Annotated in this window: 19 protein-coding genes; 5 read left to right on the top strand and 14 right to left on the bottom strand. The window is 29.0% G+C overall.

The window, feature by feature from the left end:
• Positions 1 to 34: 34 nt before the first annotated feature.
• The 5 genes from lgt to uvrB all read right to left on the bottom strand — a co-directional run bounded on the left by lgt (position 35) and on the right by uvrB (position 7,358).
• On the bottom strand, positions 35 to 1,006 hold the full coding sequence (gene lgt, locus EXC53_RS00220) for a prolipoprotein diacylglyceryl transferase (RefSeq protein ID WP_119572141.1): 972 nt from the start codon (positions 1,004 to 1,006) through the stop codon (positions 35 to 37).
• Complete coding sequence (hprK, locus tag EXC53_RS00215) at positions 999 to 1,952, bottom strand: HPr(Ser) kinase/phosphatase (RefSeq protein WP_119572140.1); 954 nt, start codon at positions 1,950 to 1,952, stop codon at positions 999 to 1,001. The genes lgt and hprK overlap by 8 nt, the downstream gene beginning before the upstream one ends.
• 66 nt (positions 1,953 to 2,018) lie before the next feature.
• Positions 2,019 to 4,865, bottom strand: a complete 2,847-nt coding sequence (gene uvrA / locus EXC53_RS00210) for an excinuclease ABC subunit UvrA (RefSeq protein ID WP_119572139.1) — start codon at positions 4,863 to 4,865, stop codon at positions 2,019 to 2,021.
• A 9-nt stretch (positions 4,866 to 4,874) separates the two neighbouring features.
• The gene (locus EXC53_RS00205) at positions 4,875 to 5,357 is read right to left on the bottom strand and encodes a hypothetical protein (protein WP_119572138.1); all 483 of its coding nucleotides are present in this window, start codon (positions 5,355 to 5,357) and stop codon (positions 4,875 to 4,877) included.
• Between the two features lie 9 nt (positions 5,358 to 5,366).
• A complete protein-coding gene (uvrB, locus tag EXC53_RS00200; protein ID WP_119572137.1) occupies positions 5,367 to 7,358 on the bottom strand; it encodes an excinuclease ABC subunit UvrB in 1,992 nt (663 codons plus the stop codon).
• A gap of 461 nt (positions 7,359 to 7,819) precedes the next feature.
• Between uvrB and EXC53_RS00195 the strand changes: the two genes are divergently transcribed.
• Positions 7,820 to 10,417, top strand: coding sequence for a DNA topoisomerase (ATP-hydrolyzing) (locus EXC53_RS00195; RefSeq protein WP_119572136.1), 2,598 nt, complete (start codon positions 7,820 to 7,822; stop codon positions 10,415 to 10,417).
• A gap of 36 nt (positions 10,418 to 10,453) precedes the next feature.
• Here the strand turns inward: EXC53_RS00195 and EXC53_RS00190 are convergent, their stop codons facing one another.
• From EXC53_RS00190 to tapR, 3 genes are all read right to left on the bottom strand, one after another.
• Complete coding sequence (locus EXC53_RS00190) at positions 10,454 to 11,641, bottom strand: restriction endonuclease subunit S (protein WP_129724509.1); 1,188 nt, start codon at positions 11,639 to 11,641, stop codon at positions 10,454 to 10,456.
• An 80-nt stretch (positions 11,642 to 11,721) separates the two neighbouring features.
• Positions 11,722 to 12,957, bottom strand: a complete 1,236-nt coding sequence (gene tyrS, locus EXC53_RS00185) for a tyrosine--tRNA ligase (protein WP_182806900.1) — start codon at positions 12,955 to 12,957, stop codon at positions 11,722 to 11,724.
• The gene (gene tapR / locus EXC53_RS00180) at positions 12,954 to 13,538 is read right to left on the bottom strand and encodes a TyrS-associated PheT N-terminal domain-related protein TapR (RefSeq protein WP_119571970.1); all 585 of its coding nucleotides are present in this window, start codon (positions 13,536 to 13,538) and stop codon (positions 12,954 to 12,956) included. The genes tyrS and tapR overlap by 4 nt, the downstream gene beginning before the upstream one ends.
• Before the next feature lie 46 nt (positions 13,539 to 13,584).
• On the opposite strand from tapR, the gene EXC53_RS00175 reads away from it, so the two are divergent.
• The 4 genes from EXC53_RS00175 to tsaD are packed head-to-tail and all read left to right on the top strand — an operon-like array spanning position 13,585 to position 16,365.
• Complete coding sequence (locus EXC53_RS00175; RefSeq protein WP_119571971.1) at positions 13,585 to 14,445, top strand: DegV family protein; 861 nt, start codon at positions 13,585 to 13,587, stop codon at positions 14,443 to 14,445.
• Between the two features lie 32 nt (positions 14,446 to 14,477).
• Positions 14,478 to 14,873: a tRNA (adenosine(37)-N6)-threonylcarbamoyltransferase complex ATPase subunit type 1 TsaE gene (gene tsaE / locus EXC53_RS00170; protein WP_119571972.1), complete on the top strand. Its 396-nt coding sequence runs from the start codon at positions 14,478 to 14,480 to the stop codon at positions 14,871 to 14,873.
• Entirely contained in the window at positions 14,873 to 15,421 is a 549-nt protein-coding gene (gene tsaB / locus EXC53_RS00165) for a tRNA (adenosine(37)-N6)-threonylcarbamoyltransferase complex dimerization subunit type 1 TsaB (protein ID WP_119571973.1), read from the top strand. Before tsaE ends, tsaB begins: the two co-directional genes overlap by 1 nt.
• Positions 15,421 to 16,365, top strand: coding sequence for a tRNA (adenosine(37)-N6)-threonylcarbamoyltransferase complex transferase subunit TsaD (tsaD, locus tag EXC53_RS00160; protein WP_119571974.1), 945 nt, complete (start codon positions 15,421 to 15,423; stop codon positions 16,363 to 16,365). Before tsaB ends, tsaD begins: the two co-directional genes overlap by 1 nt.
• A gap of 258 nt (positions 16,366 to 16,623) precedes the next feature.
• On the opposite strand, the gene EXC53_RS00155 is transcribed toward tsaD, so the two are convergent.
• From EXC53_RS00155 to EXC53_RS00130, 6 genes are all read right to left on the bottom strand, one after another.
• Complete coding sequence (locus tag EXC53_RS00155; RefSeq protein ID WP_119571975.1) at positions 16,624 to 17,691, bottom strand: LLM class flavin-dependent oxidoreductase; 1,068 nt, start codon at positions 17,689 to 17,691, stop codon at positions 16,624 to 16,626.
• A 2-nt stretch (positions 17,692 to 17,693) separates the two neighbouring features.
• Positions 17,694 to 18,299 (bottom strand): FMN-dependent NADH-azoreductase, encoded by a 606-nt coding sequence (locus tag EXC53_RS00150; RefSeq protein ID WP_119571976.1) that lies wholly within the window; start codon positions 18,297 to 18,299, stop codon positions 17,694 to 17,696.
• 166 nt (positions 18,300 to 18,465) lie between these two features.
• Positions 18,466 to 19,983: an MATE family efflux transporter gene (locus EXC53_RS00145; protein WP_119571977.1), complete on the bottom strand. Its 1,518-nt coding sequence runs from the start codon at positions 19,981 to 19,983 to the stop codon at positions 18,466 to 18,468.
• On the bottom strand, positions 19,967 to 20,680 hold the full coding sequence (locus EXC53_RS00140) for a type 1 glutamine amidotransferase domain-containing protein (RefSeq protein WP_119571978.1): 714 nt from the start codon (positions 20,678 to 20,680) through the stop codon (positions 19,967 to 19,969). Before EXC53_RS00140 ends, EXC53_RS00145 begins: the two co-directional genes overlap by 17 nt.
• Positions 20,681 to 20,797: 117 nt before the next feature.
• On the bottom strand, positions 20,798 to 22,522 hold the full coding sequence (locus EXC53_RS00135; protein ID WP_129724507.1) for a hypothetical protein: 1,725 nt from the start codon (positions 22,520 to 22,522) through the stop codon (positions 20,798 to 20,800).
• A 133-nt stretch (positions 22,523 to 22,655) separates the two neighbouring features.
• Entirely contained in the window at positions 22,656 to 23,870 is a 1,215-nt protein-coding gene (locus EXC53_RS00130) for an IS3 family transposase (RefSeq protein ID WP_129724505.1), read from the bottom strand.
• Between the last annotated feature and the right edge of the window lie 16 nt (positions 23,871 to 23,886).

Genomic DNA, 23,886 nt, shown 5'->3' with positions numbered 1-23,886 from the left:
TGTTAATTTTTATTGTCCTAGTTTACAAGAGCTTTTAGTTTCTAGCTTTAGCTGGTAATCAAGTTTTAATTTTAAAGTAAAAATATTTAAATGAAGTTGCATCAACGTGAGCATTATAAAATTCTGGATTTTGATACTCATAATTACGTTTAGTTCTAATGTATTTTACAACCCCAAAGAATTGATAGTAAATTGCAATAAAACTACCTAAAATCACAAAGAATAGAGCGATGTTTGAATATAATTGATAACTTTCTTGACGCATTGGTTCCATTGCGATCCGTACAATTCCGTATCAAATTAAGTAAAGACCAGCTGTAACACCTGGTTTGAATACTCAAAATAAATTGAACACTCAAACGATAAGTAAATAACCAATTAAGTTAGCAATTCCTTCGTAAAGGAATAATGGATAACGGTATGCCCCTTCTAATCCTAATGCATTTGTGTAATTATCTGCAATATACATTTGAGAAGCAAAAGCTTTACCAAAAATTAATGAAGAAGCACCTGTTCAATCGATTTTACCGTAAACTTCATGGTTTGAAAAGTTTCCTCAACGTCCTGCGACTTGACCAATTAAAATTGTTGGAATAATTAAACTTGCAGCTTTTCTAACATCTACGACTTTTCGTTTTGAGTAAAGGTAAAGTAAATCTAAAATTATTGTCAAGATAATTCCACCTTGAATACTTAAACCACCTTCTCAAATTGCTCATCACCTTGTGAGAGTGCCACCATAAATTGCTTGTTCGATAATAAACGCAAGTCTAGCACCAATAATTGATGATGGTACTGTAATAATGATTAAAGTTAATAAGATATCAAATGAATATTTTTCACGGTATCAAAAGTATACGATTGATAAAATTGAACAAATAAAACCAAGCATAATTGCTAATGAATAAACATTCATGCTTCATGAACCAATTTGAAATAAAATAGTTGGTTCACCTTCTCTAATAGCTGAAGCAGGAACATATAAAGGCCCAAGATTACTACTCATCATTTTCCTCCTCTTCTTGTTTTCTTCTTTTATAAAGATCGTCAATTGGATTTTTACCATCTTTTCAAGATAAGTAAGCATTTACGGCTGCTTCAATCAAGGTTGCAGCGGATCCTCCTTGCTTAATTGGAACTCTAATTTTTCTAATGTAACGACCAAAAATTGGGTACTTAATAATTTCCGTTCCTAAGCGATCGAGTTCGTTTTGCTTATCTTGTTGAACTAATTCTACAACTAAATCAATAATTGAAGATTTACCAGTTTTAGTAATTCCATAGGTTTCTTTAACATTAATTAAACCAATTCCTCTAACTTCGAGCAAATCTTGAATTAATCGAGGTGAGCGACCAATAAATAAATTTCCACTATCTTTAATCAACACGGCATCATCAGCAATTAAGATGTGACCCTTCTGAATTAATTCTAAAGCTGCTTCTGATTTACCAACTCCACTAGCTCCTGTGATTAATACACCAGTTGCTCCAATTAAAACTAAGCTACCATGCACTTGAATTTCTTCGGCAAAGTGATCGTTTAAATAAGAACCAATAACTGTTGAAATAATTGACGAAGAAGTTGAAGTTAAGGCAACTGGAACATTGTATTCATTTGCAACTTCAACGATTCAAGCTAATGCAGGTTTATTAACCCCTTTTGAAAGAATGACAATTGGTGGTTTTTGACTAAAAACATGGCGAAGAGAATGTAATGCTCTTTTTTTTCCAATTTGAGCAAATCAAAGTGATTCACTTGTTCCTCAAGAAATCACATTTAAAGAAAGGCGTTCTGAACGAATTAATTCACTAAGTTCAAGACCCACTCTTTTAATAGCGGGCTCTGAAATGTAGTTATATTCAAGATTTGGGTTATCTTTATTAATAATATTTAAATCAAAAAACTTAATGATTTTTGAAACATTAATTTTTTCATGACTTCTTCTAGACATTACTCTCCTTATTCTTATATTAGTTTAATTATATCTTTTTCATAAAAGAACAAAGCAAAGAAAAAACTAGTTTGGAAGCATTTTTTTCAGATATTGAGCAGTATATCCTTTTTGAGTATTAACAATTTGTTCTGGTGTTCCTTGAACAACCACTTGACCACCATTTTTACCACCATCAGGTCCTAAATCAATAATTCAGTCAGCACATTTAATTACATCTAAGTTGTGTTCAATTACAAGTACAGTATCACCATTATCGACAATATTATTTAAAATTTTGATTAATTTTTGAACATCGTGAATGTGTAAACCAGTGGTTGGTTCATCAAGAACATAAATTGTTTTTCCTGTTGCTTTCTTTTGTAAATAAGTAGCAAGTTTGATTCTTTGTGCCTCACCACCACTTAAAGTTGTTGACATTTGTCCAAGACGGATATAATCAAGACCTACCTCGCTTAAAATGCGAAGTTTTTCAACAATTTTACTTTTGGAATCGAAAAAGTCAATCGCTTCTTCAACAGTCATATTTAAAACATCAGAAATATCTTTATTGTGGTATTTAATATCTAAAGTTTCTTTATTGTATCTTTTACCATCACATTGATCACAAGAAACAAAAACATCAGGTAAAAAGTGCATTTCGATTTTTAAGAAACCATCACCGGAACATTTTTCACAACGACCACCGTCAACATTAAAACTAAAACGGCTTTTTGAGTATCCTCTAGTACGAGCTTCTAAAACATTTGCGAAAATATCTCTAATTTCATCAAAAACTCCGGTGTAAGTAGCTGGGTTACTTCTTGGGGTTTTACCAATTGGACTTTGTGAAACAGGGACAACTTTATCAATTTCTTTTAGCCCTTGAATTGATTCAACATTAACTCGTTTGTGATTTAATCCTTCTGCTAGACCAAGCATTTGTTGAATTCCTGTAACTAAAATTTCATTAATTAAAGTACTTTTTCCACTCCCTGAAACACCAGTTACCGCTACTAATTTACCAAGAGGGATATCAACGGTGAGATTTTTAAGATTATTTTCTTTTGCTCCTTTGATTTTAATTGACTTACCATTTCCGTCCCGACGAACACTTGGAACAGGTATAGTTCATTCACCAGATAAATATTTACCAGTGATTGAATTAGGATTGCTTGCAATATCATTAAGAGTTCCGGCTGCAACTACCTCTCCACCATGTACACCAGCTTTTGGTCCAATATCGACAATAAAATCAGCTGCATACATTGTGTCTTCATCGTGTTCAACAACAATTAAAGTATTTCCTAAATCGACCATCTTTTTAAGAGCTTCAATTAAACGATCGTTGTCTTTTTGGTGAAGACCAATTGAAGGTTCGTCAAGAACATAAAGCACTCCTGAGAGGTTTGAACCAATCTGAGTAGCTAACCTAATTCTTTGTGCTTCTCCACCACTTAATGTTTCAGCTGTCCGATCAAGTGAAAGATAATCTAAACCGACATTTTTAAGAAAACTTAAACGATCTAAAATCTCCTTGGTAATTAAGTTTGAAATTTGTTTCTGATTTTCATCAAATTTATCCATAACTTGATTTGTAAATTCTAAACTTTCACCAATTGATTTTTGGGTGTATTCAAAAATATTTAAACCACCGATTTTAACGGCAAGAGCTTCTTTTTTTAGACGAGAACCACCACAGGTATGACAAGCAACAGATGACATATATTTACTAAAATATTCTCTTCTGCGGTCACTAGTTGTTTGGAAGTACATTCTTTCAATTTTTGCCGCAATTCCTTCAATTTCTTTTGAACGTCTGAATGTATTGTTTTCTGTAACGATAACATGATCGATTTTATCCGGAGATCCTCAGGCCAAAATATCAAGTTGCTTTTTAGTAAGTTCTGAAATTGGTGTATTTAGATCAATATTGTAAAAATTAATGAGGGCTTGGAATTCTTGTCATTCAACATTTTGTGTCCCAATCATATTTTCATAATATTTAATTGCACCTTCATTGATTGTTCGTCATTTTTCAGGAATAATTAAATCAATATCGGCTTTATATTCAATCCCAAGACCTTTACAGTTTTCACACATTCCTTGCGGTGAATTAAATGAAAATAGTCGAGTTTCAATTTTAGGTAAATTAAAATCTCTATAAATACAAGAATAGGTTTTTGAATATTGGTTAATTTCTTTAGTGTCAAAATTTTCAATTTTAACTAATCCGTTAGTTTTTTCAGAAGCAATATCAATTGCAGCTGCTATTCTTTCGGTATTTTTTTCTTCGATTGTGGTTCGATCGATAATTAAATCAATGCTATGTTTAATATTTTTATCTAATTCAATTGGTTCATCAATTGAATAAATTTCACCATCAATTTTAGCTCTTAAATAACCTTCACTTTTGAGTTTTTCAAGCAACTTAGCGTGTGTTCCTTTTTGAGCTTCAACTACAGGAGCATAAATGATAATTTTGGTATTTGCAGGAAGCTCAAAAAGACGCATTAAAATATCCTTAGTTGTTTGGGAAGTAATTTCAATGTTATGATTTGGACAGTATGCAGCACCTACTCTTGAATAAAGTAATCTAAAATAATCATAAAGTTCTGTGATTGTTCCGACAGTTGATCTAGGGTTGTTGTGAACGGTTTTTTGTTCAATACTAATAGCGGGACTTAGCCCTTCGATTTTATCAACATCCGGTTTTTTAGTTCCACCTAGAAACATTCTGGCATAAGAACTTAATGAATCAACATATCTTCGTCTTCCTTCTTCGTAAATTGTATTAAAAGCAAGTGAACTTTTTCCACTACCACTTAATCCAGTAAAAACTACAAGTTTATTTTTTGGAATAGTAAGTGAAATATTTTTAAGATTGTTTTCTCTTGCTCCTTGAATTGTTAGTCAGTCAGTATTTTTTGACATAAAGCTCCTTTATTGAGGTAAATCACAACCATTAACAGGTTCTAGATCAAAACTCATTTTTGTTAATTGTTCTTGTTCTTCTGGATTTAATCACACAAAATGTTCTGTTAAAGTGATTAAATCCTTAGCTCTTCCTTTTAGGTTAAATAACCCAAAAATAGTTTGAATTAGCTCCTGACGTTTTTTAATATTTTCATGATCTGTTTGTTTGAGTGCTTGTAAGGTTTGCTTGATTTGTTTATCATTTTGATTGTATTCTAAATTTTGAATAAAGAAAGACAAGTAATATCCATATTCATTTAATATTTTTGAATAATTACGATTTGTTTCGAAGTTATTTGTTGTTAATTTAGAATAAAGTTGTAAATCAACTTTATTCTTTAAGAATTTTTGAAAAATTTTAATAAAAGCTGTGTGGATTGAATAAACATCGAGAGTATATCCTAACACACCATCTTCATTATTTTTGATTTGTTGATAAGAAAAAAGCATTTTCTCCTCCTAACTATTTTGCAATTCTAAAAGTATATCTCTAAGTTCAATTGCACGTTCGTAATCAAGTTCTTTGGCAGCTTGATTCATTTGTTCTTTAATTTGTTTAATCACTTCTTCTTTTGATTTTTTATCTGTTTTAGTTTTAATATTTTTTCCGTCTTGACTTTTACTTAGTAAAAGTTCAACTGCATTCATAACATCATGTCCATGAATTGGTTCTGGAATAGCTTTGATAATAGTTTGCGGAGTGATTTTATTTTTAATATTGTAAGCTATTTGGAGCTTACGTTTCATTTGATTGTCTTCGATACACTCTTGCATACTTTTAGTGATTTTATCTGCATAGAGAATTGCTTGACCACTGGCATTTCTAGCGGCTCTTCCGACAATTTGGATTAAACTTCGTGTGTTCCGCATGAAACTTTCTTTGTCCGCATCAAGAACTAAAACCTTTGAGACTTCAGGTAAGTCAATTCCTTCTCTTAATAAGTTAATTCCAACTACAACTTCATAAATACCCAATCTAAGTTTTCTTAGAATTTCATTTCTAACAAAAGTATTATGTTCAGAGTGAATATATGCAGCTTTAATTCCTTTTTCAATTAAAAAAGTTGAAAGTTCCTCAGCCATTCTTTTAGTGACTGTTAAAATAATTGTTCGTTCATTTTTTGCTCTTTGCTCAATGATGGTGTTATAAATATCTTCGACCTGATTTTTAGTTGGTCTAATAATAATTTCTGGATCTAATAAACCAGTTGGACGAACATAGAGAGGAATAATTTCATTTTGGCGATCAATTTCATAATCACCAGGAGTAGCTGAAATAAAAACTTTTTTAAATTTAAAATCAGTTTCTCATTCGTCAAATTTTAGTGGGCGGTTTTCCAAGGCACTTGGAAGACGAAAACCATAATCAACTAGTGCTTCTTTTCTTGAACGATCACCTTTATACATTGCGTTTAATTGCGGAATAAACATGTGTGATTCATCGATAAACATTAATGAATCTTTTGGAAAGTAATCAAGAATAGTGAAAGGTCTTTCACCAAAATCTCTTTTATCAAGGTACATTGAGTAATTTTCAATTCCCTTACATTGCCCAAATTCAGCCATATCATCAACATCGTTTTTAACTCTTTGATTAAGTCTTGTACTTTCAAGAAGTTTTCCGTCTTTATTTAACTCGACAACTCTTTTATCAAGTTCTTTTAAAATTTTAGGAATGATTTCTTCATAAACATTAAATCCAGTTGCATACTCAGTTGCGGGTGTAATTGTGTAAATTTTAACTTTCTTTTGAACATCTTTGGTTAAAGGATCAACCAAAGCAATCTCATCAATTTGATCTCCAAAAAAGGAAATTCGTAATGCGACATCCTCTTTGTCAGCGGGTTGAATTCAAACTAAATCACCCTTAACGCTAAAAGTTCCAGATTTTAAATCAATATCATTACGAGCATACTGAATTTCAATTAATTTATACCCAAGATCTTTAATTGAAATTTCTTGACCTTGAAAAATTGGAAAGAAAGATTCTCGATACACTTCTGGATTTAAAGCACCATAAATAGCACTAACACTCGCAACAACAATAACATCTTTACGAGTTGTTAAAGAATTTAAAGCACTTAAACGCAAAATTTCAATTTGTTCATTAGTTTTAGAATCTTTTTCAATATAAGTATCTGTGGTAGGTAAATACGCTTCAGGTCGGAAATAATCAAAATAACTAATAAAATATTCAACAGCATTTTCAGGAAAAAAAGATTTTAACTCGCTATAAAGTTGACTAGCAAGTGTTTTATTATGTGATAAGACAATAACAGGACGATCGAAGTTTTTAATAACATTGGCAATAGTAAAAGTTTTACCACTTCCAGTTACTCCCCGAAGAACTTGTTCATCCACTCCGTTTCGAATATTTTCAGTAATTTTTTGAATTGCCGCTGGCTGATCTCCGCTTGGTGCATAATCAGTATGTAATTTATATATACTCATAGTATAGATTTTATACTTTTTTAGTAAAAAGTGTAAAAAAATAGCTTTTTATAATCAAAAATTAACTTTTTACTAAAATAGAAAACAAAAAAATCACCAATTTTAGAATTGGTGAAAGTATTATTGATTGATAAGTAAAATTACTCTGCTGCTCTTTCTGCTCTTCTTTTATCTCTAGCTTGTTCTTTAGCTACTTTTTTAGCTCTTTTTTCAGCACGTAATTTATTTTTTAATCTTACTACTTTACGCATTTTTATCCTTTTCTGTTTAGTGTTTGATTATAAAGTTATTTTACTTTTGTTTTTAAATTGTATTAAAAGAGTTTTTTAATATCTATATTTTACATTAAAAAGTTAAATATGTAATTCTTTTTTCTTGTTTATAGTGGTGGTAATTTGTTTCAAAATTTAAAAAAATAAAATTTAAAATATAATTAAAAAAAGACTAATTAAGGAGTGGGGATGAAAAACCAAGAGAATGTAATTAATAAAATTATTAATGAATCATTAGATAAGATCATTTCAGATCGTTTTAGTAGATATTCAAAATATGTTATTCAACAAAGAGCGTTACCAGATGTGCGGGATGGATTAAAACCTGTGCAAAGACGGATTTTGTATTCTATGTTTGGTTTGGGACTAGAATATGACAAACAATATAAAAAGTCAGCTAGAGTTGTTGGTGATGTTATTGGTAAGTATCATCCACATGGAGATAGTTCAGTTTATGATGCGATGGTTTATATGGCTCAGCCTTGAAAAAATAATATTCCATTGCTTGATATGCACGGAAATATCGGTTCAATCGATGATGATGGTCCCGCTGCAATGCGTTACACCGAAAGTAAAATGGCTAAAGTTGCACAATATTTACTTGGAGATATTAAAAAAGGAACAGTGAATTTTGTTCCAAACTTTGATGATTCAGAAATTGAACCAGCAGTTTTACCGTCTCTTTTTCCAAATATTTTAGTTAATGGTGCAAAGGGAATTGCAAGTGGAATGGCAACTGATTTACCACCACATAATCTTGGCGAGGTTATTGATGCTACAATTCATAAAATTAAGCATCCAAATGCTCCGTTAGACACTTTGATGAAATACATCAAAGGGCCAGATTTTCCAACTGGTGGAATTATTTATGGAACAAAAGGAATTGTTGAAGCATTCCAAACAGGGCGAAGTGAAAAACAAAAAATTAAACTTTATGCTAAATATAAAACTTATACAAAAGGGAAAAATCAGTTTATTGAAATCTTCGAAATCCCATATGGAGTTGTTAAATCAAAATTAGTTTATGAAATTGATTTAATTATTAATAATCTAGATATTGATGGAATCCTAGAAGTCAAAGATCAATCAGATCGTAATGGAATTAATATTTTAATTACACTTGATGAACAAGCGAATTTACAAAGCATTCTTTCATTTCTTTTCCAAAAAACTCAAATGCAAATTACTTATTCTTATAATAATGTTGTAATTGATAATAATGCTCCTAAATTATTAAATTTATCAGAACTACTTAGTTCTTACATTTTACATGTTAAAGATGTAAAAACAAAAACCTTAGAATTTGATTTAAATAAAAATCTTTTACGCCTAGAAATTGTGCAAGGATTTATTAAAGTTAGTGAAATTACGGATGAAGTGATTGCGGTAATCCGTAAGGCCGAAGGATCAAAAGCAGGTGTTATTCGTGATTTGATAAGTGTTTTTGATTTTACCGAAAATCAAGCACGTGCAATTGCTGAATTAAGACTTTATAGACTTAGCAAAACCGATAAAGAAGCTTATTTACAAGAGCTGAGAGAACTTGAAGATTTAATTGCAAAAATTCGTCTTTTACTAAGTGATCAGGGTGAATTTAACAATTATTTAATTAATGAGCTTAAATTAATTAAAAATGATTTAGCTCAACCAAGAAGAACTGAAATTGTGGAAGAAGAACTTAGTTTAAATTATTCTGAAACTGATTTAATCAAAGAGGAAGAAATTTATATTGGAATTTCGAGATTAGGATATATTAAGAGAATTTCTCAAAGAGTGGCTGATTCAAATGATTTTACTAATTATGTTTTAAAAGAAGATGACTATTTAATTCACTACGAAAAAGCCAATACTCTTAATAACTTTTTAATTTTTACAAGTTTTGGAAATTATGCGATTATTCCAATTTATAAAATTAATGAAGCAAAATGAAAAGAACTTGGTATGCATATGACGGATTTTGTCGATATGCATCCAAATGAAGAAATTGTCTCAATTATGGAAATTAATAATTGAGAAACACCGCTTTATATTGTTTTAGGAACACGCAATGGAATGTTTAAAAAAGTTCTTCTTAAAGATTTTCAAGTGACTCGAATTAATAAAGTGTATACAGCAATTAATATTGAAAATGGTGATCAATTAGTGAATGCATGTCCAAGTGATGGTTCGAAAAATGTTGTAATTCTAACCAAAAATGGTCTTTCAAGCAAGTATTTCGAAAGTGATCTTGGCCTTTATGGTCCAAAAGCAAAGGGAAATAAAGGAATTTATCTTTCAATTAAAGATTCAGTATCTAATTTTACAATGGCTTCAAATGAAGATGTAATTACCTTTATTACTGATGATGGGTATTTAAAGAAAATGCGTGTTAAGAAAATTCCGAATATTCCTAAAAACATTAAAGGAAAACCAATTTTTAAAGACGAAACAAATAATGATGATTTTATTGTTTCTGATATGTATGCAACCAGAGAAGATGATAAACTTCTTATTAAAAATACACTTGGTGAAACTTTCTTAGAACCAATCAAGCAATATTCATTTTCAGCAGCTAATCCGAATTTAATTGAAATTAAAGTCAATAATCTTTATAAAGTTAGAATTAAGAAACATTATAAAGAACAAGATTATTTAAATCAAAAAGATTTATTTAGCAAAGAAGTAATTGTTGAAGAACAAAAAGTTTTTCAAGAATCACAAAAAGATATAGAAGAAATTAGTTTAAATTTTGATTTAATCGATCAAAAACTTGCTGCTTTTCGTGAATCACAAAAGAAAAAGAAATAATTAAAAAGTAGTCTTTATTTGACTACTTTTTAATTTTTAGAATAAATTAATAACAAAATCACGCTTCATTTCTTCAAGAGGTTTGAGTTTTTCGATTGGATTTTTAAGATTCGGTGAAATTAGCTGCATAAAAAGATCTAATTTTCGAACTATTTGTTCTTGCTCTTCAATTGGAGGGAGAGAGATTTCTTCTTGTAAAAGTTCGTTATGAAGCAATTTAGGTGGTACTGCTACTTTATTTACTAAATTTTGATAAATATAATTTTGTTTACTAATTAGTCAATAATAAATAAATTTATTATTGTATTTTTCGGAGACAATTTCTATTGTTTTGGCTGCATTTGTTGCTCAAAAAGGTTCTTGAAAAAACGAAACATAACCTGCTCCTGCTCCATATACAGATATAGTTATATTATTTTTATTTCTATTAAAAGAATTATAGTAACCCACAATCTTTTTTCCAGCACCAATTACAGGATATTGATAAGAATCTTTTAATTCTCTTGAATGTAAGAATTTACCATCTCTTAATTGAATGATTTCTCCTAATTTATATTTTTTATTATTTTGATCTTTTTGAATATTTTCAAAAAGAGAATTAAGATAATATTTAAATTGAATTGTACGATAGTACAGCTCCGCTGACAGCTCCGCTGACAGCTCCGCTGAATACTCAAATAAACAATCCATAAGGGCAACAATTTTTTCTTGTTCTTCAATTGAAGGGATATATATATCTTCTTTTATAAATTGATTTTTTATAAGTTTAGAAGGAAATGATTCTTTATTTACGAAATTCTTATAAATATATTTTTGTTTATTAATTAAGAGATAATAAATAAATTTATTTTGAACTATTTCCTCATTATTCAAAATCACTCCGCAATCACTAGAAGCTCAAAACTGATCTTCTTGAAAGTCTACAAACCCAGCGGTCCCATTTAATGAAATTGTTGTTTTGTTTTGATTATTAAATTTATCAAAATAACCCAAAGGTTTTTTACCACCGTTGATAACAGGGTATCCTGTTTTTGAAAGATTCCTCTTTACAACTTGTTTACCATTTTTAATTATTACCACTTCTTCTAATTTATATTTTTTAATTTCTTTATCCCCATTTTCATATCTTTCTTGTAATTTTCGAAAGATATTTTGCAAGTGTCACTTAATTTCTTTTTGACGATATTTTAATTCTGTTTCTAAATCTTGTGTAATATTACTCATTTTTTCCTCTTTCGTTAATTATAGAATAAATTTGAATCAAAAAATAAAATCCTCATTAAAATGAGGATTAAATTGAAGAATTAATCGATTTTAACGCAGTAAATATTCTTTTTACCAACATTTAAAATTGCATATTGATTATTAAATAATTTTGAATGTAAATTAAAATCTTCAGAAACAGCTTCACCATTTACTTTTAAGGAATTAGCTTGAATAAATTCACGAGCTTCACGTTTAGATTTTAAAATTTTGTTTGCAATTAATTGCTCAACTAAATTTTGTCCACTTTGAAGGTTTAGAGTCACAATTTGACCATCAATTCTCTTGATATCTTTTAATGAATATTCTTGAAAGTTCACATTTTTATTAAATAAGAGGTTTGAAATTTTTTCACAAGTTTGAGCTTCTTCTTCGCCGTGAAGTTGACTAATAACTTCGAAAGCGAGTGTTTTTTGAGCAATTCGAAGTTGCGGAGCAGCTTCGTGTTGATCTAATATTCCACGAATTTTAGCAAGTGATAAGAAAGTAAGTTGTTTGAGTAATTTTTCAAGTTCACTATCTGGTTGATTTACTAAAAATTGATACATTGAGTATGGTTTGGTTTGGTTTTTATCGAGTCAAAGGTTTCCACCACCAGTTGATTTACCGAATTTTTGGCCATTTGCATCAGTTAGTAAATTACTTGTCAATACAACCGCTTTATGTGAATCTCCATAAACTTTAGAAATCATGTCTAACCCAGTTGTTAAGTTTCCTCATTGATCAGATCCGCCAAATTGAACAAAAACATCCTTAGTTTTATAAAGAGTTAGAAAATCTCATCCTTGAATTAAGGTATAACTAAATTCTGTAAAGCTTAGACCTTTATCAATTCTAGAAGCAACTGAATCTTTTGCAAGCATGTATGAGATATTTACCATTTTTCCAGCTTCTCTTAAAAAGTCTAAAAAGCTCATATCTTTGTAAAAGTCGTAATTATCAATTACTTCTAGACCAAAATATTCTAATTGTGATTTAATTTTTGCTTTATTAATTTCAAGTGTTTTTTGATCAAGGAGCTGTCTTTCGCTATCTTTGAACGAAGGATCTCCAATCATTCCTGTTGCTCCACCAAGAATTGCATACACCTTTCATCCATAATGTTTAAATCTTAATAAGTTAGCAATTTGAATGTAGTTACCAAGATGTAAGCTAGTTGCTGTTGGGTCAAAACCGGCATAAACTGCTGAATTTTTAGGTAAGTCAAGGAATTTATCTTCGTTACTAATTTGTTTTAAAATTCCTCTGTTTTTTAATTCTGTTAAAACATTCATTATAAATTAAATTCCTTTCCAATTTGATTTTCATCACCAAAAATTAAGCCTTCACCAGTTTTTCCTAATGTTTGATATCCGGTTAACATTCCGTTACTTTCAACATCCATCATTTTACCTTTTAAAATTTTTAATCCACTAAAAACTGTTGATCCTGGTAAAGCAACTACTAAAACTTTACCTTCTTGTGAATCGAGAGTATTTGTAACTACCTGAATTTGTGTGTTATTTAATGGATCAATTAAAAGTTTTAAAACAAATAATTTTTCACTTTTAGGATGAACTATTCTTTCTAGAACTTTTGCATAAACAAATTTAGGCTCAGAATTTAAATTTAAATTAAGTTCATTTGCGGCGTCTAAAATCAACTTTGTTTGTTCATTATTGAGTGAGTAAAATTTCTTGTCATTTGAAAGTTTAAAAGCTGCTGAATCAAGAATATTAATTGACTCTACATTGTTTAAATCATCAACAAAAAATATCGCTTTATCTGTTTGAATTTGTTTTGTTGATTTAATTTGAGAATCAACAAAAACAAGTGTTATTTGATTAAAAAAATCATTTAAATTATTAGCTATTAACATATTTTTAATTATAACAAATAGTATATTTTGTAATATAATAAAAACTATGAAAAATATAGCTATTGTAATTGATTCTTCAGCAGGATTAAGTGCTGAGGAAGCACGTGAAAAAGGTTGATTTTTTTTACCTCTTTTAATTCATTTTGATGATAAAAAATTTCAAGATGGAATTGATCTTAATTCAGAAAATTTATTCGATCATTTTACAATTGATTCAGGAAGTGCTAAAACCTCAGCTACACCAATTGGTTTTGCTGAACAAGAATTTGAAAAACTTTCAAATGAGTATAAACATGTTTTAGTTTTTCCAATTTCAGCTCATTTATCGAGTCAATACAGCATGTTAGCTAATTTAGCTTCTGATTATCCGAATATCAGAGTTATTCATTCAGTTTATATTGCATCATTAATTCCGGTTATGATTAAGATTTTTGAAGATTTAATTACACGGGGCAAATCTTTTGAAGAAGCAGCTAGCTATATTGAAAAATGAAATGATTCATGAAAAGTAACTTTAATGCCTAAATACAACGATTATTTGGTTAAAGGTGGGCGTTTACATCCTGCTGCCGCCACTCTTGCTAAACTTTTACAAATTGTGCCAATGATAGCATTTGAAAACGGAGAATTAATTCGTGAAGGTAAGGGAAGAACTTTTAACAAAACTGTTTATCGTGCAATTGATGAGAAATTTGAAGGTCAAAATATCGATCAATACGACTGCATCTTTTTACATTCAGGAAATAAAGAATTAAGTACTTATGTTTCTTATTTTGAAGAAAAATACGGCAAAAAAGCATATATTCAAACTCTTCCAAATGTTATTGCGATTCATACAGGTCCTGAAGCAATTGTAGTTATTAAATCACCAAAATTAACTGAAAAACAAAAGGAATTGTTCGAGTAACATTCCTTTTTTGAGTTTTTGAAGGATTTTTTATGACAAAATTACAAACCAAATCAATTCAAGAATTAGATCAATTTATTGCACAGATACTTCCGAAAATTAAAGAAAAACAATTTTTACTTTTTGAAGGTGATTTAGGAGCAGGGAAAACAACTTTTATCAAACTTTTAGCTAAACAAATTGGGATTAAACAAAATATTACTTCTCCTAGTTTTAATTACATGAAAGATTATCCTGGTTTAATTCATATTGATCTTTATAATTACCGCGGAAGTCTTGACGAGTTTGAAGATTATTTTGAAGATAATATTGTTGCAATTGAATGAGCAAATCTTTTAAGGGAAATCCCGTTTGAAAAATATTTAAAAATTAATGCAAAATTACTTGATGATGGAACTCATCTTTTTGAAGTAACGGAGGAGGAATAATGAATATTTTCTTAGATACAGCAACTTCTGATTTTGTTTTAATTTTATTTGATAATAACTTTCAAGTGCATGACTTTTTTATTTTAGAAAATTTTAAAAAGAAAGTTGATTATATTCCTGAATATTTTGAAACCTTTTTAAGTAAAAATAATTTAAAAGTGAATGATTTAAGTGGTTTATATACTAATTTAGGGCCGGGTTTTTTTACAGGTGCAAGAACGAGTTTGGTTTATTTAAGAACAATTGCAATGGCTTTAAATTTACCACTTTATTTTACAAATAGCTTTTCAATTTTAATGAAGCAAAATTTTAACCAAAAATTGTACTTAGATGCTCAAGGAAATAAACTTTATGAGTTTGATGTTCAAAATAAAAAACCAAATCAAACAAATGTTTTAGTAATTTCAAAAGAAAATCAAAAAATAGATCAAATTGATTATCACCAAATGGTTGTGAATTTTAAAGACTATCAAGATGTATTTGAAACTAGTGAACTATTAAAAATTGAGCCACTTTATATCAAAAAACCACAAATTGGAGGTGCGTAATGTTAATTCTGGGAATTGAAACATCACATGATGATACCTCTATTGCGGTTTTAAAAGATGGAAAAGTTTTAGATCTTTGAACTTTATCACAAATTGACATTTTTAAAGATTATGGCGGAACAATTCCTGAAATTGCTTCACGTGAACATGTTCGCAATATCGGATTTTTACAACAAAAAATTTTAGCTAAGTATGATTTAAAAGAATTTGATTATATAGCTTATACTAAGGAACCAGGTTTAAAAGGAACTTTGCAAATTGGCTTTCTTTTTGCTCATGCGCTTGGTTTGGCTTATGACAAAGAAGTTGTTGCGGTCAATCATTTACATGGACATTTTCTTTCGTCAACAATTACTGAGCAAATTACTTTTCCTGCATTATGTCTACTTGTTAGTGGTGGGCATACTCAATTAATTTATGCTAAAGATGTTGATGAACTTGAAATTGTCGGAGAAACTTTGGATGATGCAGTTGGTGAAGCGTTTGATAAAGTTTCATCACGCTTAGGTCTAGGCTTTCCTGGTGGTCCAATTATTGATAATCTAGCTAAGGATTATATCAGTGATTTTTACGAATTAACTAAACCAAAAACTGAACAAGAATTAGATTTTTCTTTTAGCGGACTCAAAACACAAGTTTTAAATTTTGTTAACAAAGCTCAAATGAAAAATGAAGTAATTGATAAAGTGAAATTAGCAGTGAGTTTTCAAAAAACTGCCGTTGAATATTTACTCGATAAAACAAAACTTGCTTTAAATCAATATCCTGTCAAAACTTTAGTTTTAGGGGGTGGTGTATCAGCAAATAAAGAACTTAGAAAAGAATTTGTTAAACTACATCCAAATACCATTATTCCGTCACTAAAATATGCAACTGATAATGGTGCAATGATTGCGCAAGCTGCTTATTTACAATTAAAGAAAAGAAAAAATCTTGGAAAGTAAATTTCCAAGATTTTCTTATTTTAAAAAACCCAAAGGAATATTCCGACAGACATCCCAATTAAAAGCACAACAAGTAAAATACCCATTATACCTTTAAATAAAAGACTAATTAGTCCGAAGAAAATTTTTAGAACAAGCCACAATCCACCGAAAACAAGAAATAATATAAGAAATATTATGAATAATCAAAACATACTTTCACTCCTTAATACTCTTATTTTACTAATTTTTATGGAGTCTAAAAAAAAAAAAAAAAACTTAGATTTCTCTTTTAAAAGTAATATTTTCAAAATGTTTTCGAACAATTGGGGCAACTTTTGTTCCAAATAATTCAATTGCTTTTAAAGTTTTTTTATGAGGCATAGAACCAACAGGAATGTGGAGCATAAAGCGATCAAGTTCTAAACCTTCCATTATTCGAATAATTTTTTGAGCAACATATTCAGGATTACCTGCAAAAATTGCTCCATTTAAACTAACTTCATAATTATATTGTTCTCTGGTCATTTCTCTTCAGTGTGGGCGAGTTTTAGCGATTGAATCAACTAATTGTTTAGTTGGTAAAAAGTAATTATCAATTGCAGAGTTATGATCCTCTTCAATTCAACCTCATGAGTGAGCTGCTATTTTCATTTTCTTAAAATCATTCCCAAAAGATTTTCAAGCACGACGATAAATATCAACTAGATTTTTAAATCTTAATGGATCTCCACCAATTGTTGCAAAAACAATTGGAAGCTCACGCTGAGCAATATTTACAATTGAAATTGGATTTCCACCGGTTGCAACTCAAATTGGAAGCTGATTTTGATTAGCAATTCTTGGATAAACTCCTTTATTATCAACTGAATGAGTTAAATTTCCTTGTCAATTTAAAATTTCATTTTGATTAATTGTTTGAAGCATACTAAGTTTTTCTTCAAACAATTCTTCATAGTTGTTAAGATCATATCCAAAGAGTGGGAAAGATTCAGTAAATGAACCACGTCCAACCATAATTTCTGCTCTTCCATTGCTCATTGCGTCAATTGTTGCAAAATTTTGGTAAAGACGAATTGGGTCATTTGATGATAAAACTGTAACTGCGGTTGTGAGTTTAATATTTTTAGTTTTGGTTGCTGCTCCAGCTAAAATAATTTCAGGTGCAGAAACTGCAAAGTCGTCCCTGTGATGTTCACCAATTCCATAAACATCAAGTCCTACTTTATCTGCTAATTCAATTTCCTCAATAATGTTTCGAATTCTTTCAGGATGAGAAATTGGTTTGCCTGTTGTTGTTAATTTTGTTGTTTCTCCAAAAGTTGTAATACCTAATTCGATTTTCATATTTATTCTCCTTGAATTTTTTCTATTAATTTAGCTATATCTTTTTTGTAAAGATTGATAAATTCTTCTTTATTTAAATTTTTAATTGTAGGCAAATTTGTACCTGTTATTTCTAATTTAAAAACTTGTTTAGCTCTTAGAAACTTTCAAACATTTTCTAATCAACTCACTGACCTTGATCATTTATATCAATCCGGCTGAGAACCACGGCTTGTAATTAAGATGACATTGAGATGATTTAAATTTCCTTTGTTTTCATCATTCAAATTTTGTGAGTAATTAAAAGTTTCTTTAGCTACTAAAATTGAATCAATAAAATTCCGAACAACTGGAGCTGGACTAAAATTAACTTCTGAGGAAACTAAAATTAAAGTATCCACCTCTCTTAGTTTCTTAATTCACTTATCTGACTTTAAAACTTGATAAAAATTATTTATATTATTAGAATGTAAAAGAGCACGTGAATGGGTTTTATTTAAATCATATGATTCAAGCTTTAAGTTAGGTTTTTGCTCTTTTAATTTTTCTAAAAAATAATCAAGAATAATTTGAGATTTGCTGCTACTATTATTTGAAATAGATCCATTTAATAAAAGTACTTGTTTCATGAAAAACTCCTTTTTAATGTCTTTTTTTGTTAATTTTTAAACTTTTTCTAAAAATATTATAACTTAATTAAAAAGAAAATCAATAAAAATTTAGCAATTTAATTCAATTATTGCTAAATTAAGAATAAAAAAATTAATATCCTAAGATATTAATTTGATATTGTCTTTATGATTTTTTGAGTTTTGATTCATAATGTTCTTTTGTAATGTTTCTTGCCCATTTAATGCTGTAATATACAATTTCAAAAACAGCCATTTTTGCAATATCGGAAAGGAAGAAAATCAAGTAGAACTGTGAAACATTTAATTTTCAGTGAAAATACCCAATAAAAACATAAGTTAAAAGAGCAAGTCATAAAATTTGTAATGCTCCTGTTGCAAATTCAACACTTGATGAAACATTATTTTTACCACCTGAAGAAATTAATCTTGATGAAGTGATAAATCATGCTCAAAATGGACTAAAAACAAGAATAATAATTAATGTTTCGTTGAGATATTTAACATATGCACTTTTCATTTGTGCTAGTTCCAAGAGACTAGCATCTGGGTGTGATTGTTGTCAATTTTTAGCAGCAGCATCACTAAAAATAGTAATGTGCGGCAATATAAATAAAAGCGAAGAACAAACGATGCTCATTAAAGCTTGCATGGTAAAGTGAAAACCTTTTAGATGGTTACCGTTAGTAATTGCAACTTCAATTTCATTATTACCAAGGTGCATCCCAACAAAACGAGTGACATTAGCACTAAATGAAGAAAAGGCGGCTGTAAAAACACCGGTAAAAGTTGCAGTAATTGCTAAAACAGAAACATTCATAATATCGTATGCATTGACTGTTTGAGCACTATTGTAGAAAATTTGACGAACAGTATTGAAAGCAACTGCACTAGCTGAAAGAAGAATTGATGGACAGCGTTTGAGGAATTGAATTAAAATAATTGGTGAAATTTTACCCATTTGTCAAGGGAACACGCAAAGTTCTCTTTGTTTAATGTAGATAAAAATATAGTTCATAATTAAAGCGGATACTCTTGCAATAATACTTGCTAAGGCAGCTCCAATTACTCCTAAATTTAAAACATACATAAAAAGAGAGTTAAAGAGAACATTAGTTCCTAAGGTAACTAATGTTGAATATAATGAGTATTTTCCAAGACCAATTTCTCTAAGTAAGTTTCCAGAAGTAAAAGTGAAGATTAATAAAATTCAAGCAATTGAGATGTACTGCATGTAATCTTTAGCTAGCTTCACTGCTTCATCATAACTACCAGCTGATGCTTCCCGTCTTGGACCTGCGACCATTTGGATCATTTGATTTGGAATTGTTCAAGCTAAAACAAAAACAACTATAACTACGATTGCACTTAAAATGATTCTTAATGAGATAATTTCACGAACTTTATCAACTTTTTTAGCACCAAGATATTGTCCAACCATTACTGCACCAATAAAACCAATTCCTAAGAAAATAGCTAGAATAATTGATGTGTAAAAGTTAGCGTATCCTAATGCTTGGGGTCCACCACTAATTCCAAGAACCATAAAGTTATCAACGAAGTTGTTTAATGAAAAACAAACTCCGGATAAAATGGTAGGAAAAGCATATTTAAAATATAATCATCATTTTTCTTTAGAATCAGGAAAATGCTTTGTAAAAAATCTTTTAGTTAATCTCAGCATGATTTCTCTTTTCTAAATTTTGAAGCAAAGTTTCGGCGACTAATTTACCAGAAAATGGATTTTGTCCAGTGATAAATTGTCCGTCTTGGATCACGTGCTTTTTAAATGCACGTTTCTTTTTAAATTTAGCACCTTGCTTTTTAAGTTGAGTTTGTAATTGATAAGGAACTTTAAAGAATTTACCACTAAATAATTCTTCGATTTTTGTAAATCCAGTAATTTTTTTATCTTTAATTAAGAACTCATTTGAATTACTTGGTGATTGAACATTTAATAAAGCTGCTACTCCGTGACAAACCGCCGTAATAAAACTTCCATTTTGGTACATTTGAGCGATAATTTTTTTAATTTCAGGTTGCTCTGCAAAATCAAAAACAGCACCATGACCACCTGCAAAATAAATTGCTTGATAACTTGAAGGGTTGATTACTCTAAGTGGTAACGAATTTGCTAATGCTCGATTTTTAAAATCTTTATTAGTATAAACTTCAAGATCTTCTTTACTAAAATATCCTTGCATTAAGCTTCTTGGATCAACTGGGACGTATCCACCTTTGGGACTAGCATAATCAATGATATAACCTGCTTTTTGAATTACGCTAACAAATTCGGTAGCTTCGGATAATCAAAGACCAATTAGTTCATCTTTTTTAGGATAGTTTGCAATATTTGTTAAAACAACTAATATTTTTTTCATAATTTAGTTTCCTTAATTTCTAATTATTAAATATTATTTGAAATTATCTTACTTTATTTTTTCTTATAAAAAAGCAGAAAAAATTAATTTTAAGAGAAAAAAAGCACAAAAAGTGCTTTATTTTCTCTTTTTAAAGAAGAATCAACTAAGAGCTCCACCAATAGCTAATGCTGAAGTTGTAATTCCACTAGCAAGTAATGCAATGAAACTTGATTTTTTGGTAGGAGTTTTAGTAATTTCTTTTAAATCTAAATCAACTAAAATTGATTTATTTTCAGCAATGTTTTCGACTACTTGATAATTTTCTGGATTATGTACTACATAAACAAACTTAGGATCAAGTGAAAGTGGTAAATTTGGTAATTTGTATAAATCATGGTATTTTACTGTTAATGTTCGAGTGTCAATAACATTTCCTTGATAAACAAATTTATAGTTAATTTGATATGTCTTGCGTTGCACTTGGATATTATCATAGTTTTGACCAATTAAATAGGTTTGATCTTGGTTTACTAATTCATAACCTTCTGGTAAAGTTAAATGATTTGCACTAACTTTTTGGCCGGCAGCTAAAGTTACTTGATCTTGACCTACTTCTTGGTTATTTTCTTTAAAAATAAATTCACTTGTAGCAACTTGATTTGTTATTTCGAGATTGTTAATTTGACCTAGATTAATTCTTGGATTTTGGTCAACTAATGCATATCCATCAGGGAGCTTTAAATCACTTGGTTGAATTTGATAATTAGGAGCTAAAGTTAAATTTTGAATACTTATAATTTGCCCGTCACTTAAATAATTAATTTTAGTTGTCACTTGCTCCTTGGTTAGATTAACTGTAATAATTTGATTATTTTCAATATTTGGAATTGGCTGATAATCTTGTCCTGCTTTATAAGCGTATTCTTTAGTATTTGAAAGTGGTAAAGCAGGTAGCTGGTAAGTTTGATGATATTTTGCTGTAATTGTTCGCATATCGATTTCTTGTCCTTCAAAAACAAAACGATATGTGACTGTAAAGCTTTTGCGAACAATTGCAAGATCGTAGCTTTGACCAGGAAGATAAGTTGTTTCTTTATTTATTAATTCATAACCTGTTGGAATATTTAAATCTTCTGCTGTAATTAACTTGTCGATTTCACTTTTCAATGATTCTGTTTCAACTAACTCATCACCTTCTATGTAAGCAAAAACTGTAATAGCGGTTTGTTTTTCAACTTCCAAGAAATTAGTTTGCCCGTTTTGAATTTGAACTTCTGGATTGACTAAATCATAGTATTTAGGAAGATTTAAATCAGCAAGCGTAATTTGATATGAAGGAGCTTTGTGAAGTTCTTGGGTAGCGATATTTTGTCTAGTTTTAGTTATAAAGCTAATTGTAGTGGTTGTTTGTTTTTTATTGAGCTGAACTTTGAAATCATAGTTTTGAGTTACATTTTGAGCTTTTGGTAAAGCACTTTCTAGACCAAAATCATAATCTGATGAATTAGAACTAGGAATTTGAGGTAAATCATAATTTTCCTCAAATAAGACATTAATAACTTGTGTATCAATAATTTGATTTTCAAAAATAAATTGATAACTTACTTGATAACTATTTTTTGCTAATTCTAGTTCATAATTAGTTCCGATTTGAAAATTTTGATATTTATCTACTAGGTGATATCCATTAGGAATGGTAAGCTCATTAATTGAAATTTGACTATCTAGCGGTTTACTTAAACTCATTTGACTAATTATTTTATTTTCAAATTTGAAAATAAAATTACTTTGAGCTTTTTGTTTTACTACATTTAAATTATTAGTTTGTCCGTTTTCGATATTGAGATCTAAATTTTCCAATTCGTATTTTTCAGGAATTTCTAAATCATTTATTGAAAAATGATAGCTAGGTGATTTTAAAAGAGTTTGAGTTTTAATTATTTCTTGGTTGAAAAGATAATTAATAGTTGTTGTTAAACTAGGACAGAAAAAATTAACAATTTATTAAATTGGATAACCCCGTACTATATTCGTATGGGGTTTTTCAATTCAGACATGATTGAATTCTAAATTTGTTGTATCAATTAACATAATTAGATATTACTTTTTCTAGTTCACTCAAAGTCATAGCTTTGATATTTAAATCTCTAATTAATTCAGTTTTTAAATTTGAAAATCAATATTCCACAACTCTATTATCTAAACTATTTCCTACTTTTGAAAGTGAAATTATTCCACCTTTATTTTGAATAAAACGAGAAAAATCATCAGATGTATAAGTTGAGCAATGATCTGAATGTAATATAAAACTTTTTTCAAAATCAACATTTTCAAATGTTTTGTAAATTAATTTGGAATCTCTAAATTTAGAAAGAGAAAAACTAATTATTTCTTTAGTTTTATGTTTAATTACTACTGAAAGATAAACATTATTGTTTATTGCATCTTTTGTCGCTGGAAGATATGTTACATCAGTAGCATATATATTTCTGTTATATACATCATTATAATCTCTATTAACAATGTTTTCTTTTATGACAGATGTGTTCTTTGATTCTTTTAGTTTTTTTCTTTTTCTGATATTGCAAAATAAACCTAAGGCATTCATATATCTTCCTAGAGTTCTTTCGTTTATGTCTATTTTATAGTGCTTTAAGATAAAATATTTTAATTTTTGTCTACCATATTTAGATCTATTTTGTTTAAATGAATCAATAATCAAGTCTTGGTACTTTATTTTTCTGGATTTATTTTTAGGAGCAAAATTATTTCTTTTATGTTTGGATATTGTTTGTCTACAAAGATACAACAAAATAGCAAGTTTATACGAAGCCATATTAATATGTGATGCCTCTTGAACTTTCTCTGTTTTAAATTTATCTTTTGTAATTTCTCTATATCTTTTTGCAATTTCAATTAAATCTTCTCGTGTAAAAATGTCTCAATTTATATCTTGTTCTTTCTCTTTTCTTGACCTACCGGTTCCAGGCTTTCTTGGTTTTTTATTCATATTACAATTATAATGTTTTAATATTCCTCGTAATCTTGCTTTCACATATTTATCTTTTGCTTTTGCACCATATTTATACATAAGTTCAATTGCATACTTTTTGCCTAATTGAAAAAATGTATTATAAATTTCTTTTTCTTGTTCTTCTGTAAAATGTTTACCCATTTTTTCTCCTTTAAAAATATAAAAAATTAACATTCGAAGGAATGTTAAT

Source organism: Mycoplasmopsis gallopavonis, from assembly GCF_900660635.1.
GTDB classification, from domain to species: Bacteria; Bacillota_I; Bacilli_A; order Mycoplasmatales; family Metamycoplasmataceae; genus Mycoplasmopsis; species Mycoplasmopsis gallopavonis.
The sequence above is the reverse complement of the archived record's forward strand: the minus strand, read 5'-3'. Positions and strand labels throughout refer to the sequence as shown.